The 13,497-nt window shown below is 60.5% G+C and carries 11 protein-coding genes; 3 read left to right on the plus strand and 8 right to left on the minus strand.

What is annotated here, in order from left to right; translation table 11 throughout:
* Window positions 1–103: 103 nt before the first annotated feature.
* From AC3ZU9_RS27025 to amaB, 8 genes are all read right to left on the minus strand, one after another.
* Entirely contained in the window at window positions 104–871 is a 768-nt protein-coding gene (locus AC3ZU9_RS27025; RefSeq protein ID WP_064054088.1) for an SDR family oxidoreductase, read from the minus strand.
* A gap of 741 nt (window positions 872–1,612) precedes the next feature.
* Window positions 1,613–2,329 (minus strand): ABC transporter ATP-binding protein, encoded by a 717-nt coding sequence (locus AC3ZU9_RS27030; RefSeq protein WP_012721942.1) that lies wholly within the window; start codon window positions 2,327–2,329, stop codon window positions 1,613–1,615.
* Window positions 2,326–3,201 (minus strand): ABC transporter ATP-binding protein, encoded by an 876-nt coding sequence (locus tag AC3ZU9_RS27035; protein ID WP_012721941.1) that lies wholly within the window; start codon window positions 3,199–3,201, stop codon window positions 2,326–2,328. The genes AC3ZU9_RS27030 and AC3ZU9_RS27035 overlap by 4 nt, the downstream gene beginning before the upstream one ends.
* Entirely contained in the window at window positions 3,198–4,475 is a 1,278-nt protein-coding gene (gene livM / locus AC3ZU9_RS27040; RefSeq protein ID WP_012721940.1) for a high-affinity branched-chain amino acid ABC transporter permease LivM, read from the minus strand. The genes AC3ZU9_RS27035 and livM overlap by 4 nt, the downstream gene beginning before the upstream one ends.
* A gap of 2 nt (window positions 4,476–4,477) precedes the next feature.
* The gene (locus tag AC3ZU9_RS27045; protein ID WP_012721939.1) at window positions 4,478–5,392 is read right to left on the minus strand and encodes an ABC transporter permease subunit; all 915 of its coding nucleotides are present in this window, start codon (window positions 5,390–5,392) and stop codon (window positions 4,478–4,480) included.
* A 259-nt stretch (window positions 5,393–5,651) separates the two neighbouring features.
* A complete protein-coding gene (locus tag AC3ZU9_RS27050) occupies window positions 5,652–6,785 on the minus strand; it encodes a branched-chain amino acid ABC transporter substrate-binding protein (protein ID WP_012721938.1) in 1,134 nt (377 codons plus the stop codon).
* Window positions 6,786–7,159: 374 nt separating this feature from the next.
* Window positions 7,160–8,443: an L-pipecolate oxidase gene (gene amaA, locus AC3ZU9_RS27055; protein WP_490091584.1), complete on the minus strand. Its 1,284-nt coding sequence runs from the start codon at window positions 8,441–8,443 to the stop codon at window positions 7,160–7,162.
* Between the two features lie 111 nt (window positions 8,444–8,554).
* Window positions 8,555–10,045 carry an L-piperidine-6-carboxylate dehydrogenase gene (gene amaB / locus AC3ZU9_RS27060; protein WP_012721936.1) on the minus strand — a complete coding sequence of 497 codons (1,491 nt, stop codon included), beginning with the start codon at window positions 10,043–10,045 and terminating at the stop codon, window positions 8,555–8,557.
* Window positions 10,046–10,198: 153 nt separating this feature from the next.
* On the opposite strand from amaB, the gene AC3ZU9_RS27065 reads away from it, so the two are divergent.
* The 3 genes from AC3ZU9_RS27065 to nadE all read left to right on the plus strand — a co-directional run bounded on the left by AC3ZU9_RS27065 (window position 10,199) and on the right by nadE (window position 13,341).
* Entirely contained in the window at window positions 10,199–11,089 is an 891-nt protein-coding gene (locus tag AC3ZU9_RS27065) for a LysR family transcriptional regulator (protein ID WP_012721935.1), read from the plus strand.
* A gap of 206 nt (window positions 11,090–11,295) precedes the next feature.
* The gene (gene pncB, locus AC3ZU9_RS27070) at window positions 11,296–12,510 is read left to right on the plus strand and encodes a nicotinate phosphoribosyltransferase (RefSeq protein WP_012721934.1); all 1,215 of its coding nucleotides are present in this window, start codon (window positions 11,296–11,298) and stop codon (window positions 12,508–12,510) included.
* Between the two features lie 3 nt (window positions 12,511–12,513).
* Entirely contained in the window at window positions 12,514–13,341 is an 828-nt protein-coding gene (gene nadE / locus AC3ZU9_RS27075; RefSeq protein ID WP_064053969.1) for an NAD(+) synthase, read from the plus strand.
* Window positions 13,342–13,497: the final 156 nt, after the last annotated feature.

The following is a 13,497-nucleotide window of genomic DNA, read 5'->3' on the forward strand; positions in this document are numbered from 1 at the left end:
TTTCTTTCAGGCAGATCTATGTCGCTGGTTTTAGGGCCGCTGCGCAGCCCAGCGCGGGGCAAGCCCGCTCACCACAACAACCCGCTCACTCCCGAAAGGTATTTCAGCTTTTGGCACCGCGCTCAATCGCAAACCCAGCCCAGGTCTGACTCACCGGCATCAGCTCCAACCGATTGATATTCACGTGCGCCGGTGTGTTCATGACCCAGAAGATCGTGTCGGCAATATCCTGCGGCTGAATCGGCTCGGCACCGGCATAGGTCGCGTCATACCGTGCCTGGTCGCCACCGAAGCGCACCAGCGAGAACTCGCTCTCGCACAGGCCTGGCTCGATGTTGGTGACGCGCACGCCGGTACCTTGCAGGTCGCAGCGCAGGTTCAGCGAGAACTGCTTCACGAACGCTTTGGAGCCGCCATACACGTGGCTGCCTGGGTACGGGTAGCTGCCGGCGATGGAGCCCAGGTTGATGATCCCGGCGCCACGGCCGTGCGCAATCAGGCGCGGCAGCAGCAGGCTGGTGGTGGTCAGCAGGCCCTTGATGTTGGTGTCGACCATGGTTTCCCAATCGTCGAGGCTGCACTTGGGCGCAGGGTCAGTGCCCACGGCCAGGCCGGCGTTGTTGATCAGCCCACGCAACGTGGCGAACGAGGGCGGCAGGTTGGCGATGGCGTCTTCCATGCCCTTGCGGTCACGCACATCCACGACCAGGCCATGCACTTCGGTCTGCTTGGAAAGCTCTTCGACCAGCGCATTCAGGCGGTCGGCGCGACGGCCAGTGAGCACCAGTTTCCAGCCGGCGTCGGCAAAGCGACGGGCGCAGGCTTCGCCGAAGCCTGAGGTTGCGCCAGTAATAAACAGCGTGTCGGACATGGTGTTCTCCTTGCGGGCATCGGGAAAAAAATCAGCCAGCAGAATGCCTTTACGCGGCGCTTGCGGCAACCGCTACGCACACCCGTCCACGCCCAGCTGATCATTTTTTAATCGGCCCGAGCAACGCCATATGAACCGTGGCTTGCAGCCATATGCGCGCAGGTTATCCACAACTGCGCCCACAGTCTTTGGGGGCAAGTGCAAAAAGCCTCAGGCCTCTATACACAAGGCCTACAGGCGGTTTTAGAAAGTTTTTTGCTTGACCTCGGCCGGAGCGTATGTAGGCCCATGGGCATGAGGAAATTTCAGACGATGGCTCCAGGCCAGTCATTCCGGCCTCTGCGGCCGTCTTTCCAGAGTTTAGTCACAGACTTATCCACAGGATGAACAGACTTTTTCCGGTCACATACCTGTGTCTTTAAACAGGTTGACAAACCCCTCGATCGGTCGCAAAAAAGCCACTGATCAAAAAACAACCACAAGCCTGAAAGCCACGGTTTTAAAGGCGCTCAGCCAGCTACTCCCACGTTACCCACAGCCGGTTCCACAGTGGATGGGGACAAGTCAAAACTGTGACAAAACAGGGATTTGCGGCGGCTATATGTCGCGCTTTGGAGGCGGGCTGGATTTGTTTTCCACAATTTGGTGGAGCGCGTGTGGACACCCTAAAAACAAATCTGGATCTGCTCAATGTGGGAGGGGCACCGCCCCTCCCACAGGGGTCCTGCATTATGAGTTAGATCAGTGACCGCCGAGGTAGGCGTTGCGCACTTCCTCGTTCACCAGCAATTCCTTACCGGTACCGGTCAGGCGAATCTCGCCATTGACCATCACATAAGCCCGGTCCGACAGGCGCAGCGCATGGTTGGCGTTCTGCTCCACCAGGAAGATGGTCATCCCGGTGGACGCCAGCTCACGCAGTGTGGAAAAGATCTGCTTCACCACAATCGGCGCCAGCCCCAGGCTCGGCTCGTCGAGCAGCAGCAGCTTCGGCCGGCTCATCAGCGCACGGGCGATGGCGAGCATTTGCTGTTCGCCGCCGGACATGGTCATGGCACGCTGGTTACGCCGCTCCTTGAGCCGTGGAAACAGCTCGAACATGCGCTGCATGTCTTCCTGGGCAAACTTGTCGCCAATGGGGATGGTGCCCATCAGCAGGTTTTCCTCGACGGTCATGTCGGGGAACACCCGCCGCCCTTCCGGCGACTGCGCAATGCCGTTGGAGGCGATGTAGTGGGACGACTTGTGAGTAATGTCCACGCCGTTGTAGAGGATCTGCCCCGACTCGGCCCGTGGCTGGCCGAAGATCGACATCAGCAACGTGGATTTGCCCGCGCCGTTAGAGCCGATCAGGCTGACGGTTTCGCCTTCATTGATGTGCAGCGAGACTTTTTTCAGGGCCTGGATCGGGCCGTAGAACACGTCCAGGTCCTTCATTTCGAGGATAGGTCCGCTCATACCAGCTCCTCTTCGTCGGCGCCCAGGTAGGCAGCAATCACTTTCGGGTCGTTGCGGATCGCGTCCGGCCCCCCTTCGGCGATCACGTTGCCGTGGTCGAGCACCACGATGTGGTCGGAAATACTCATCACCATGCCCATGTCGTGTTCGATCAGCACCACCGTGAGGTCGTGTTCGTCGCGCAGCAGGCGAATCATCGCGCTGAGGGCTTCGGTTTCCTGGGGGTTGAGGCCCGCAGCGGGTTCGTCCAGGCAGATGATCTGCGGCCGGGTGCACATGGCGCGGGCGATTTCCAGGCGACGCTGCTGGCCGTAGGAGAGCTCACCGGCCAGGCGGTTGGCGCAGTCCACCAGGTCGACGACTTCCAGCCAGTAGAAGGCGTGGTCGAGGGCGTCGCTTTCAGCCTTGCGGTAGCCCTTGGTGTTGAGGATACCCGCGAGCATATTGCGGTTGACCCACATGTGCTGGGCCACCAGCAGGTTTTCCAGCACCGACATTTCCTTGAACAGGCGAATGTTCTGGAAAGTCCGCGCCAGACCGGCACGATTGACCAGGTGGGTGCCGCCGAACATCTTGTAGTACACGCGGCTGAAAAAGCTTTTGGGTGACACGAAGTCGATGGCCTTGAAGCGCTCGCCCAACAGCTGGATCACGTTGGTCTGCTGGCCACGGATGTTGAGTTCGATCTTGCCGCCACTGGCTTTGTAGAAGCCGGTGAGGCAGTTGAACACCGTGGTCTTGCCGGCACCGTTAGGGCCGATCAGGGCGAAAATCGAGTTGCGTTCGACCTTGAGGCTCACATCGCTCAAGGCCTTGATGCCACCGAAGTGCATCATCAGGTGTTCCACGGAGAGCACGACTTCCTTGCTCATGGCGCCACTCCTTTACGTGGGGTCACACCGGTACGGCTGATGCGGATCAAGCCGCGCGGTCGCCAAATCATCATCACCACCATCAACACGCCAAACAGCAGCACGCGGTATTCGGAGAAGCTGCGCAGCAGTTCAGGCGCAACGGTCAGCACGAACGCCGCAATCACCACGCCCACCGTCGAACCCATGCCCCCCAGCACCACGATGGCCAGGATCAGCGCTGATTCGAAGAAGGTGAACGACGACGGGTTGACGAAGCCCTGGTAGCTGGCGAAGAACACACCGGCCAAACCGGCAGTCGATGCACCGATAGTGAATGCCGAGAGCTTGACCAGCACGTGGTTCAGGCCCATGGAACGGCAGGCGATCTCATCTTCGCGCAGGGCTTCCCAGGCGCGGCCGACCGGCATGCGGGTCAGGCGGTGCTTGATGTACAGCACGGCCAGCACCACCAGGAACAGCACGATGTAGATGAACAGGAATTTGATATTGGGGTTGTAGTCGATGCCGAAGAACTCATGGAAAGGAATCCCGCCATCCTTCGCGCGCTTGCCGAACTCCAGGCCGAGGAAGGTCGGCGACGGCACCGGCATGCCGTTTGGCCCACCGGTAAACGACAGCCAGTTGTTGAGCACCAGGCGGATGATTTCACCGAAGCCCAGGGTCACGATGGCCAAATAGTCACCGTGCATTCGCAACACCGGGAACCCGAGTATGCACCCCGCCAACGCCGCAGCGATGGCCGCCAGTGGCAGCACCGTCCAGAAGCCCAGGCCCAGGTATTGATAACCTAATGCCAGCCCGTAGGCGCCGATGGCGTAGAACGCCACGTAACCCAGGTCGAGCAGGCCGGCCAGGCCCACCACGATGTTCAGGCCCAGGCCGAGCAATACGTAGATCAGCCCGAGGATCACCACCGTCAGCAGGTACTTGTTGGCGAAGATCGGGAACACGATGGCGATCACGATCAGTGCCGGGATGATCCAGCGCAGTCGCGACTTGTAGTCCGGGGCGAGCACGTGCACGCCAGAGCCACTGGTCTCGAAGCCCTGCAGGATCTTCAGGCCCTTGGGGGTTTGCAGGAACAGGCTCATGGCAAAGCGGCCGACCATGACGATGGCCACCAGCAGGCCCACGCGGGCCGGTTCCAGGTTGAAGCTGTAGCCGTCGAGTACAACGCCGACGATCGGACCGAACACGATCAACGAAATCAGCCCGGCGAGGACCGTATCAACCACACTTTTCTTGATATCGATGGGTTTGGCAGCAGACATGTTTACACCTTCGCCACGAGTGGGCGACCAAGCAGGCCCTGAGGACGGAAAATCAGAATCACCACCAGCAGGGAGAAACTGAACACGTCTTTGTAGTCAGAGTTGATCAACCCCGAGAACAACGACTCGGAGATACCGAGGATGATCCCACCCAGCATTGCCCCAGGCAGGGAGCCGATGCCGCCGAGTACCGCCGCAGTAAACGCCTTGATGCCGATGATGAAGCCGGCATAGAAGTCGAAGGTGCCGTAGTTGAGGGTGATGAGCACACCGGCCAATGCCGCCATGGCGGCACCGATGACGAACACGTAGGAGATCACCCGGTCGGTGTTGATGCCGAGGATCGAGGCCATCTTGCGGTCTTGCTGGGTTGCGCGGCACATACGGCCGAGCTTGGTGTACTTGATGATGTAAGTGAGCAGCGCCATGCCGGCAAACGCCGCCACGAGGATGAACACCTTGGTGTACGTGAGCTGCACGAACCCGCTGCCGATATCGACACGCCAGGCCCCGGCCAGCAGGGTGGGAATACCTTGTTGTTTCGCGCCCTGGGCGATCTGCGCGTAGTTCTGCAGGATTAGGGAGATGCCGATGGCGCTGATCAGCGGAGCCAGGCGGGTGGAATTACGCAGTGGTTTGTAGGCGACACGCTCGATGACCCAACCGTAGACGCCAGTGACGACGACAGTGAAGACCAAAGTGCCAAGAATGAGCAGCGGGAAGGATTCGATGCCGAAGTAAGCCAGCAGTGCCAGACTGATCGCCGCGAGGTAAGCGGAAATCATATAAACCTCGCCGTGGGCGAAGTTGATCATGCCAATGATGCCATAGACCATTGTGTAGCCGATGGCGATCAGGCCATAGACCGACCCGAGGGTCAGGCCGTTGACCAGTTGCTGCAGGAAAATACCATCCATAACGCAATCTCACGCGGTGAGCACCTGCACACCGGTGGGTGTGCGGCGCTTCTGGAGGAAAACAGAGGTTTGCTCCTGTCGGAGCATGCTTGTGTGGCGAGGGAGCTTGCTCCCGCTGGGCTGCGAAGCAGCCCCAAACTGGGCGATCGAGATACACCAGGTGTAACTCGTTGAATGGTTTGGGAGTGCTACGCACTCCAGCGGGAGCAAGCTCCCTCGCCACAGCAAGCCCGCTCCTACAAGGGATCAGGCGTTCTGCTTACTTCTGCTTTTCCAGCTGGTGGTATTTGCCGTCTTTATCCCACTGGTAAACCACGTAGTCGGAGACTTTCAGGTCGCCCTTGGCATCCCACGTCTTCTCGCCCATGACGGTTTTCACCGGGTGAGCCTTGAGCCACTTGGCGGCGTCTTCGCCTTTGTTGGATTTGGCACCGTTGAAGCCGGCAGCCAGGGCCTGGACCGAGGCGTAGGCGTAAAGGGTGTAGCCTTCCGGCTCGTAGCCAGCCTTACGGAAGTCATCAACGACCGCCTTGCTGTCTGGCAACAGGCGTGGGTCGGCACCGAAGGTCATGTAGACGCCATCGACGTACTGGTTGCCACCGGCGGTTTTCGCCAGTTCGTCGGTCACTACGCCGTCGTCGGACATGAATGCGGCCTTGAGACCCGCTTCACGGATCTGGCGAACCAGTGGGCCGGCTTCAGGGTGCAGGCCGCCGAAGTAGACGACGTCGGCACCAATGGAGCGGATCTTGGTGACCAGGGCGCTGAAGTCTTTCTCGCCACGGGTCAGGCCTTCTTCCAGCACCGGCTTGACGCCGCGCTTGGTCAACTGGGCAGCAGTGGCGTCGGCCAGGCCTTTGCCGTAGGTGTCCTTGTCGTTGATCACCGCGACTTTCTTGCCCTTCAGCACGTCGACGATGTAATCGCCGGCGACGATGCCTTGCTGGTCGTCGCGGCCGCACATGCGGAACATGGCGCCCAGGCCGCGCTCGGTCACTTGTGGGTTGGTGGAACCTGGGGTGATCGCGATGATGCCCGCTTCGTCATACACCTCGGACGCCGGAATGGTGTTAGAGGAGCAGAAGTGCCCGACCACGCCGATCACTTTGTCCTGGTCCGCCAGGCGGTTGGCCACGGCCACGGCCTGCTTGGGTTCGCAGGCATCATCGCCGGCAACCAGCACGATTTTCTCGCCGTTGATACCGCCGGCCTTGTTGATCACATCGGCTGCCGCCTGGGCACCCTTCATGTACTGCTCACCGAAAGCGGCGTTGGCACCGGTCATCGGCCCCGCAACGCCAATCTTCACATCAGCTTGAACAAACGTAGAAACACCCAGCGCCGCAGCAACGGCGAGGGCCAGAAAACCTTTCTTGTAAAACGTCTGGGACATGAGTGGTGCTCCGATATTTTTGATTTTTGGCACGACAACTTGCGTTCAAACTTTTCACTGAAAGCCCAGAGCAAAGCGCGTGCCATTAGGTTTTTATTCTTCAAAAAGACACGGTGTCATTGTTATTGCAGGCGTTTCGGCGCCTTTTGCCAGGACGTGCAACCGCCTGGCACACGGAGGTGCAACCAATGACTGCAAAAAGTACAACCCTGGAAGGTGGCACCTGCAACCAGAGGGATAAACGACAGCTCCTGCAGCTGTAACAGCATGCGTAACGGAACTGCACATTTACAGTGCGTGATTGCTACGACTTGCACCAATACAGATTAGTAGCCTGCTAAGAAAATGCAGGCTTTTGAGCGGTATTTCGTTGATCAGATCACGATCCTCAGGCATTGCCCGGCGTGATACAGCGAAAACCCAGCTTCATATAGACAGCTACGCAGGCCTACGCCGGCCAACGGTTGCATCGGCGCGAATGGAATCGGCAGCGCCTGGGGATTCTGGTGACACACATAGTCGGCAAACGCCTTGCCGACCACGCTGCCAGTGGTCACGCCGCGCCCGTTATAACCGGTGACGGCCAACAGTCCCGGAGCGGGTTCGAACAGGCGCATCAAGTGATCCGGGGTGAAGGCGATACAACCGGTCCAGGTGAACTCCCACTGCACCGATTTGAGGTACGGGAAGTAATGCCGCTGCACCCGATCAGCCCACGCCTTGAGGAACCAGGCGGGTTTCTGGTTGCCGTTGCCCAAGCTGCCGAGCAACAGGCGGCCATCGGCATCGCGGCGGATGCTGCTCAAGACCTGGCGTGTGTCCCAAGAGCCTTGGCCGCCGGGGAGGATTTGCCTGGCGGCGTCGTCGATCAGCGGGGCCGACGCGACCTGATAGTAATAGCCGGGGAAGAAATTACGCCGCAGCTCGGTCCATTCGCCTTCGGTGTAGGCGTTGGATGCAATCACCACCTGTGCAGCCTGCACTGAACCTTGCGCGGTTTGCACCGACCACTGCGCACCCTGGCGCTCAAGTTGGGTGACGGGAGAATGGTCGAACAGCTGCCCGCCCAGGTCGACTGCCGCGTTGGCCAAACCACTGGTGTAAGCCATCGGATTCAAGGTGCCGGCACGTCTATCCAGCAAGGCAGCGGCGATTTTGCGCGTGCCCGTAGCGTCCTCGCAGGCCTGGCCGGTGAGTAATTCCACCGGTGCGCCACGACGCTTCCATTGTTGTTCACGGCTGCGCAAATCTGCCTCGCCACGGGCGTTGTGCGCCATGTGCAAGGTGCCCTCGCGGCGCAATTGGCAATCAATGTTGTACTTGTCGATCAGGCTGAACACCAGCGACGGCGCCGCGCCCAACATCCGGTTGAGCTGACTGCCCACCGCCTCGCCGAAACCGGCTTCGATCTCGTCCGGCGGGATCCACATCCCCGCATTCACCAGCCCCACATTGCGGCCCGAACCGCCGTGGCCGGTACGATGGGCCTCCAGCACGGCAACGCTTTTACCCTGTTCCAACAAATGAATGGCCGCCGACAGGCCGGTGATGCCGGCACCAATCACGCACACATCGACCTTGACCTCGCCGCTGAGCGCAGCGCGATCCGGCCGGCTGGGGGTGAGGTGTTCCCACAAACATGTTTCGCGCAGTGCCATTGCCAGACTCCGATGAGACCTAACAAACAACAATCTTGATGTGTAAATGAGATCAAATGTGGGAGGGGGCTTGCCCCCTCCCACATTTTGACCTCACTCCAACTTAAGGGATCAGTCGAAGGTGATGCCTTGAGCCAAAGGAAGCTCCAGCGAGTAGTTCACGGTATTGGTCTGGCGACGCATGTACCCGCGCCACGCATCCGAACCCGACTCACGTCCGCCACCGGTCTCTTTCTCACCGCCAAACGCGCCGCCGATTTCCGCGCCACTCGGGCCGATGTTGACGTTGGCGATGCCGCAGTCGCTGCCGACCGCCGACATGAATTGCTCGGCTTCACGCACGTCGGTGGTGAAGATGCACGACGACAAGCCTTGCGGCACGGCATTGTTCAGGCGCAGGGCTTCGGCGAAGTCGCTGTAGCCCACCACATAGAGAATCGGGGCGAAGGTTTCAGTGCACACCACATCGCTTTGCTCGGGCATTTCCACAATGGCCGGCGACACGTAGTAGGCGTTGGGGAACTTGTCTTCCAGTTGACGCTTTCCACCGAACACCTTGCCGCCTTCGCTCAAGGCTTGCTCCAGGGCGTCCTGCATAGCGTCGAAACCATGCTTGTCGATCAGCGGGCCGATCAGGTTGCCTTCCAGCGGGTGGCCGATGCGTACTTTGGAATAGGCTGCCTTGAGACGCGTGACGATTTCTTCTTTGACCGACGCGTGGGCGATCAGGCGGCGCAAGGTGGTGCAACGCTGGCCGGCGGTGCCGACGGCGCTGAACAGGATCGCGCGTACGGCCATGTCCAGGTCGGCGCTTGGGCCGAGGATCATCGCGTTGTTGCCGCCCAGCTCAAGAATGCTGCGGGCAAAACGTGCGGCGACCTTCGGCGCCACTTCACGGCCCATGCGCGTGCTGCCGGTGGCGCTGATCAGGGCGACGCGCGGGTCATCCACCAGCGCGGCACCCGCGTCGCGGCCGCCGATGATCACTTGGCTCAGGTACTCGGGAGCGCCGTCGAATTGCTTCAACACGCGCTCGAACAGCGCCTGGCAGGCCAGGGCGGTGAGCGGGGTCTTTTCCGACGGTTTCCAGATCACCGCGTTGCCGCACACCAGGGCCAGGGTGGTGTTCCACGCCCACACGGCCACCGGGAAGTTGAAGGCGCTGATCACGCCGACCACACCCAGCGGGTGCCAGGTTTCACGCATGTGGTGGCCCGGACGCTCGGAGGCGATGGTCAAACCGTACAACTGGCGCGACAGGCCGACGGCGAAGTCGCAGATGTCGATCATTTCCTGCACTTCACCCAGGCCTTCCTGGGTGATCTTGCCGGCTTCCCAGGACACCAGCTCGCCCAGGTCGGCCTTGTATTCACGCAGTACATCGCCAAATTGACGTACCAATTCGCCACGGCGCGGTGCCGGCACTTTGCGCCAGGCTTCGAATGCATGCTCGGCGCGACTGACCTGTTGCTCCACCTCGGCCGCGCCCTCCCAGTCCACGGCGCCGATGCGACTGCCATCAATCGGCGAATGCACAGGCTGTTTGCCCGACTGGTACAGCGCCGGGTTTACCCCGAGACGATCAAGCAATGCGGCAACCATGGGTCACTCCTTCAATCTGCAAACAAAAAATTGCGCCGCGGCCCGCACGGCGATCCAGGCCTTATTTGTAGCTGGCCCAAGACTTGCCAACAAACGACGATTAGGCGAGATATCATTCCGTTTATTCATGCAAAGAATAAAAAGAGGCGTGCCGTGCTGAACAAAAGACATTTGCCCTCGATCACTGCCCTGCAGTGTTTCGAAGCCGCGACCCGCCACCTCAGCTTTACCCGCGCGGCCGAGGAGCTGAACCTCACGCAAAGCGCAGTGAGCAAGCAGGTGGCGCAGTTGGAAGAACTGCTGCAACACCTGCTGTTTCGTCGGGTGCGCCGCCGCTTGCAAATGACCCCGGCGGGCGACCTGTACCTGGTGGAGGTGCGCAAGATCCTTACGCAGGTGGAGATGTCCACCCACTATTTGCGCTCATATGGCGGCGAGACAGAAGTGTTGCGCGTCTCCACGCCCTACACCTTCGGCGCGCGCTGGCTGGTGCCGCGACTCAAGGGCTGGCGGCTGCGTCATCCGCAGATCCACCTGGACCTGTGCAACGAGCAGGACGCGGACGACCTGCTGCAAGGCAAGGCCGATATGGCCTTCTACTTCGGCCAGGGCTCACGTCCCGGCACCGAGAGCCTGAAACTCTTCAGCGAGGAGCTGGTGCCGGTGTGCGCGCCGGAGAGCTTGCCGGCGCAGCCGTTCACCGATCCCACGCAACTGAGCGACCTGGTGCTGCTGCAAAACGCCTCGCGGCCACAGGGCTGGCATGACTGGTTCGCCAGCCAGGGCTTCCACACCGAGCACAGCTATCACGGGCCGCGTTTCGACACCTTCTATATGTGCATTCGGGCCGCGCAGGTAGGGTGTGGTGTCGCGCTGCTGCCGCGGTTTCTGGTGGAGGAGGAATTGGCCGACGGTAAGTTGGTGATTCCTTGGCAGCATGCGATGCCGAGCCAGGACGCGTATTACCTGGCCTACCCGGAGCATTCGGCGGAAGTGCCCAAGGTGCGGGATTTTGTGAAGTGGATGATGGAGCAAGTTATTTAGTGCCTGGAATACCGCTATCGGGAGCAAGCTCCCTCCCACATTTGGAATGCATTTCAACTGTGGGAGGGGGCTTGCTCCCGATGGCGCCGGTGGCCTTGGCAAAAAAATCACTGGCAAACCGACCCACGTCTATGCGCCACTAGCCCCCTTCCTTAATTGTGCGTAAAGGTCGGCACCCATCGCCGACCTGTCTGGAGATTCCCGTTATGAGCGAGAGTGTGTTTGCCGATCGCATCGTGCAGAACTTGCTCGACACCGACTTCTACAAGCTGACCATGATGCAGGCGGTGCTGCACAACTACCCCAACGTGGAAGTTGAATGGGAGTTTCGTTGCCGCAACAGCGAAGACCTGCGCCCGTACCTGGCGGAGATCCGTTACCAGATCGAACGCCTCGCCGAGCTGAGCCTGAGCCCGGATCAGTTGGGCTTCCTGGAGCGCATCAGCTTCATGAAGCCGGACTTCCTGCGGTTCCTCGGGCTGTTCCGCTTCAACTTGCGTTACGTGCAGACCGGCATCGAGAACGGCGAGCTGTTCATCCGCCTGCGCGGGCCGTGGCTGCATGTCATCCTGTTTGAAGTGCCGATGCTGGCCATCGTCAGCGAAGTGCGCAACCGCTACCGCTACCAGACCGTGATCCTCGAACAGGCCCGCGAACAGCTGTACCGCAAGTTCGACTGGCTGACCGCCAACGCCAGCAGCGACGAGCTGTCCGAGCTGCAAGTGGCCGACTTCGGCACGCGCCGACGCTTCTCGTACCGGGTGCAGGAAGAGGTGGTCAGCGTGCTCAAGCATGACTTCCCTGGGCGCTTTGTCGGCACCAGCAACGTGCACCTGGCCCGCGAGTTCGATATGAAGCCGCTGGGTACCATGGCCCACGAATGGATCATGGCCCACCAGCAGCTCGGCCCGCGCCTGATCGACAGCCAGATCGCCGCGCTGGACTGCTGGGTCCGCGAATACCGTGGCCTGCTGGGTATCGCCCTGACCGACTGCATCACCACCGACGCGTTCCTCGGCGACTTCGACCTGTACTTCGCCAAGCTTTTCGACGGCCTGCGCCATGACTCCGGCGACCCGGTGCAGTGGGCGGAAAAAGCCATCGCCCACTACCACAAGCTCGGCATCGAACCGATGAGCAAGACCCTGGTGTTCTCCGACAGCCTGTCGCTGCCCAAGGCCCTGGAAATATTCCGTGCGCTGCGCGGTCGGATCAATGTGAGCTTTGGCATCGGCACCAACCTGACCTGCGACATTCCAGGTGTCGAGCCGATGAGCATCGTGCTTAAAATGACCGCCTGCAATGGCCAGCCCGTCGCGAAGATCTCCGATGAAGCGGGCAAGACCCACTGCACCGACCCGAATTTCGTCGCCTATTTGCGTCATGTTTTCAAAGTACCTGCCATCTCTAGCAAGGAGTGAATCATGCAAGCCGTACAGCGTGAGATTGCTGAACAGCTCAAGGTCCAAGCGCCGTTTAACGACCAGGCCGCCCTTGAGGCCGAGGTTGCCCGCCGCGTGACCTTTATCCAGGATTGCCTGCGCAATTCCGGGCTCAAAACGTTGGTGCTGGGCATCAGTGGTGGCGTCGACTCCCTGACTGCCGGCCTGCTCGCCCAACGCGCGATGCAGGAACTGCGCGCCAGCACCGGTGATGAGGCCTACCGTTTTATCGCCGTGCGCCTGCCCTACGAAACCCAGTTCGATGAGCTCGACGCCCAGGCCTCGGTGGACTTTATCGAGCCCGACGAGCGTCACACCGTGAACATCGGCCCAGCGGTGAAAGCCCTGGCCAATGAAGTGGCGGCGTTCGAAGGCAAGGCGGCGGTGTCCCGCGATTTCGTGCTGGGCAACACCAAGGCGCGCATGCGCATGGTGGCGCAGTACACCATCGCGGGCGCGGCGGGTGGGCTGGTGATCGGTACCGACCATGCGGCGGAAGCGGTGATGGGTTTTTTCACCAAGTTCGGTGATGGGGCCTGCGATTTGGCACCGTTGAGCGGGCTGGTGAAGAACCAGGTGCGTGCGATTGCACGGCACTTTGGGGCGCCGGAGTCGCTGGTGGAGAAGGTTCCGACGGCCGACCTGGAAGACTTGTCGCCGGGCAAGCCGGATGAAGCGTCCCATGGCGTGACCTACGCCGAGATCGATGCCTTTCTGCACGGTGAGCCGGTGCGTGAGGAAGCGTTCCAGATTATCTGCGAGACGTACCGCAAGACTGAGCACAAGCGGGTCATGCCGTTTGCGCCGTGAGGTGAACCAGATAGGCTGGTGTTGACTGTTATACCGCTATCGCAGGCAAGCCAGCTCCCACAGTTGACCGGCTTCCAGCATGAGAATGCGGTGGAATGTGGGAGCTGGCTTGCCTGCGATGAACGATGACGCGGTTCAACTGACCGCCCACAAAAA

The sequence above is a fragment of the Pseudomonas sp. A39 genome, assembly GCF_058145955.1.

What these genes read in the sequence shown, in the direction of transcription:
- AC3ZU9_RS27050 (WP_012721938.1), bottom strand. Translation starts at nt 6,785, where the DNA reads ATGTCCCAGACGTTTTACAAGAAAGGTTTTCTGGCCCTCGCCGTTGCT.
- amaB (WP_012721936.1), bottom strand. Translation starts at nt 10,045, where the DNA reads ATGGTTGCCGCATTGCTTGATCGTCTCGGGGTAAACCCGGCGCTGTAC.
- pncB (WP_012721934.1), top strand. Translation starts at nt 11,296, where the DNA reads ATGAGCGAGAGTGTGTTTGCCGATCGCATCGTGCAGAACTTGCTCGAC.
- amaA (WP_490091584.1), bottom strand. Translation starts at nt 8,443, where the DNA reads ATGGCACTGCGCGAAACATGTTTGTGGGAACACCTCACCCCCAGCCGG.
- AC3ZU9_RS27035 (WP_012721941.1), bottom strand. Translation starts at nt 3,201, where the DNA reads ATGAGCAAGGAAGTCGTGCTCTCCGTGGAACACCTGATGATGCACTTC.
- AC3ZU9_RS27030 (WP_012721942.1), bottom strand. Translation starts at nt 2,329, where the DNA reads ATGAGCGGACCTATCCTCGAAATGAAGGACCTGGACGTGTTCTACGGC.
- nadE (WP_064053969.1), top strand. Translation starts at nt 12,514, where the DNA reads ATGCAAGCCGTACAGCGTGAGATTGCTGAACAGCTCAAGGTCCAAGCG.
- AC3ZU9_RS27045 (WP_012721939.1), bottom strand. Translation starts at nt 5,392, where the DNA reads ATGGATGGTATTTTCCTGCAGCAACTGGTCAACGGCCTGACCCTCGGG.
- livM (WP_012721940.1), bottom strand. Translation starts at nt 4,475, where the DNA reads ATGTCTGCTGCCAAACCCATCGATATCAAGAAAAGTGTGGTTGATACG.
- AC3ZU9_RS27025 (WP_064054088.1), bottom strand. Translation starts at nt 871, where the DNA reads ATGTCCGACACGCTGTTTATTACTGGCGCAACCTCAGGCTTCGGCGAA.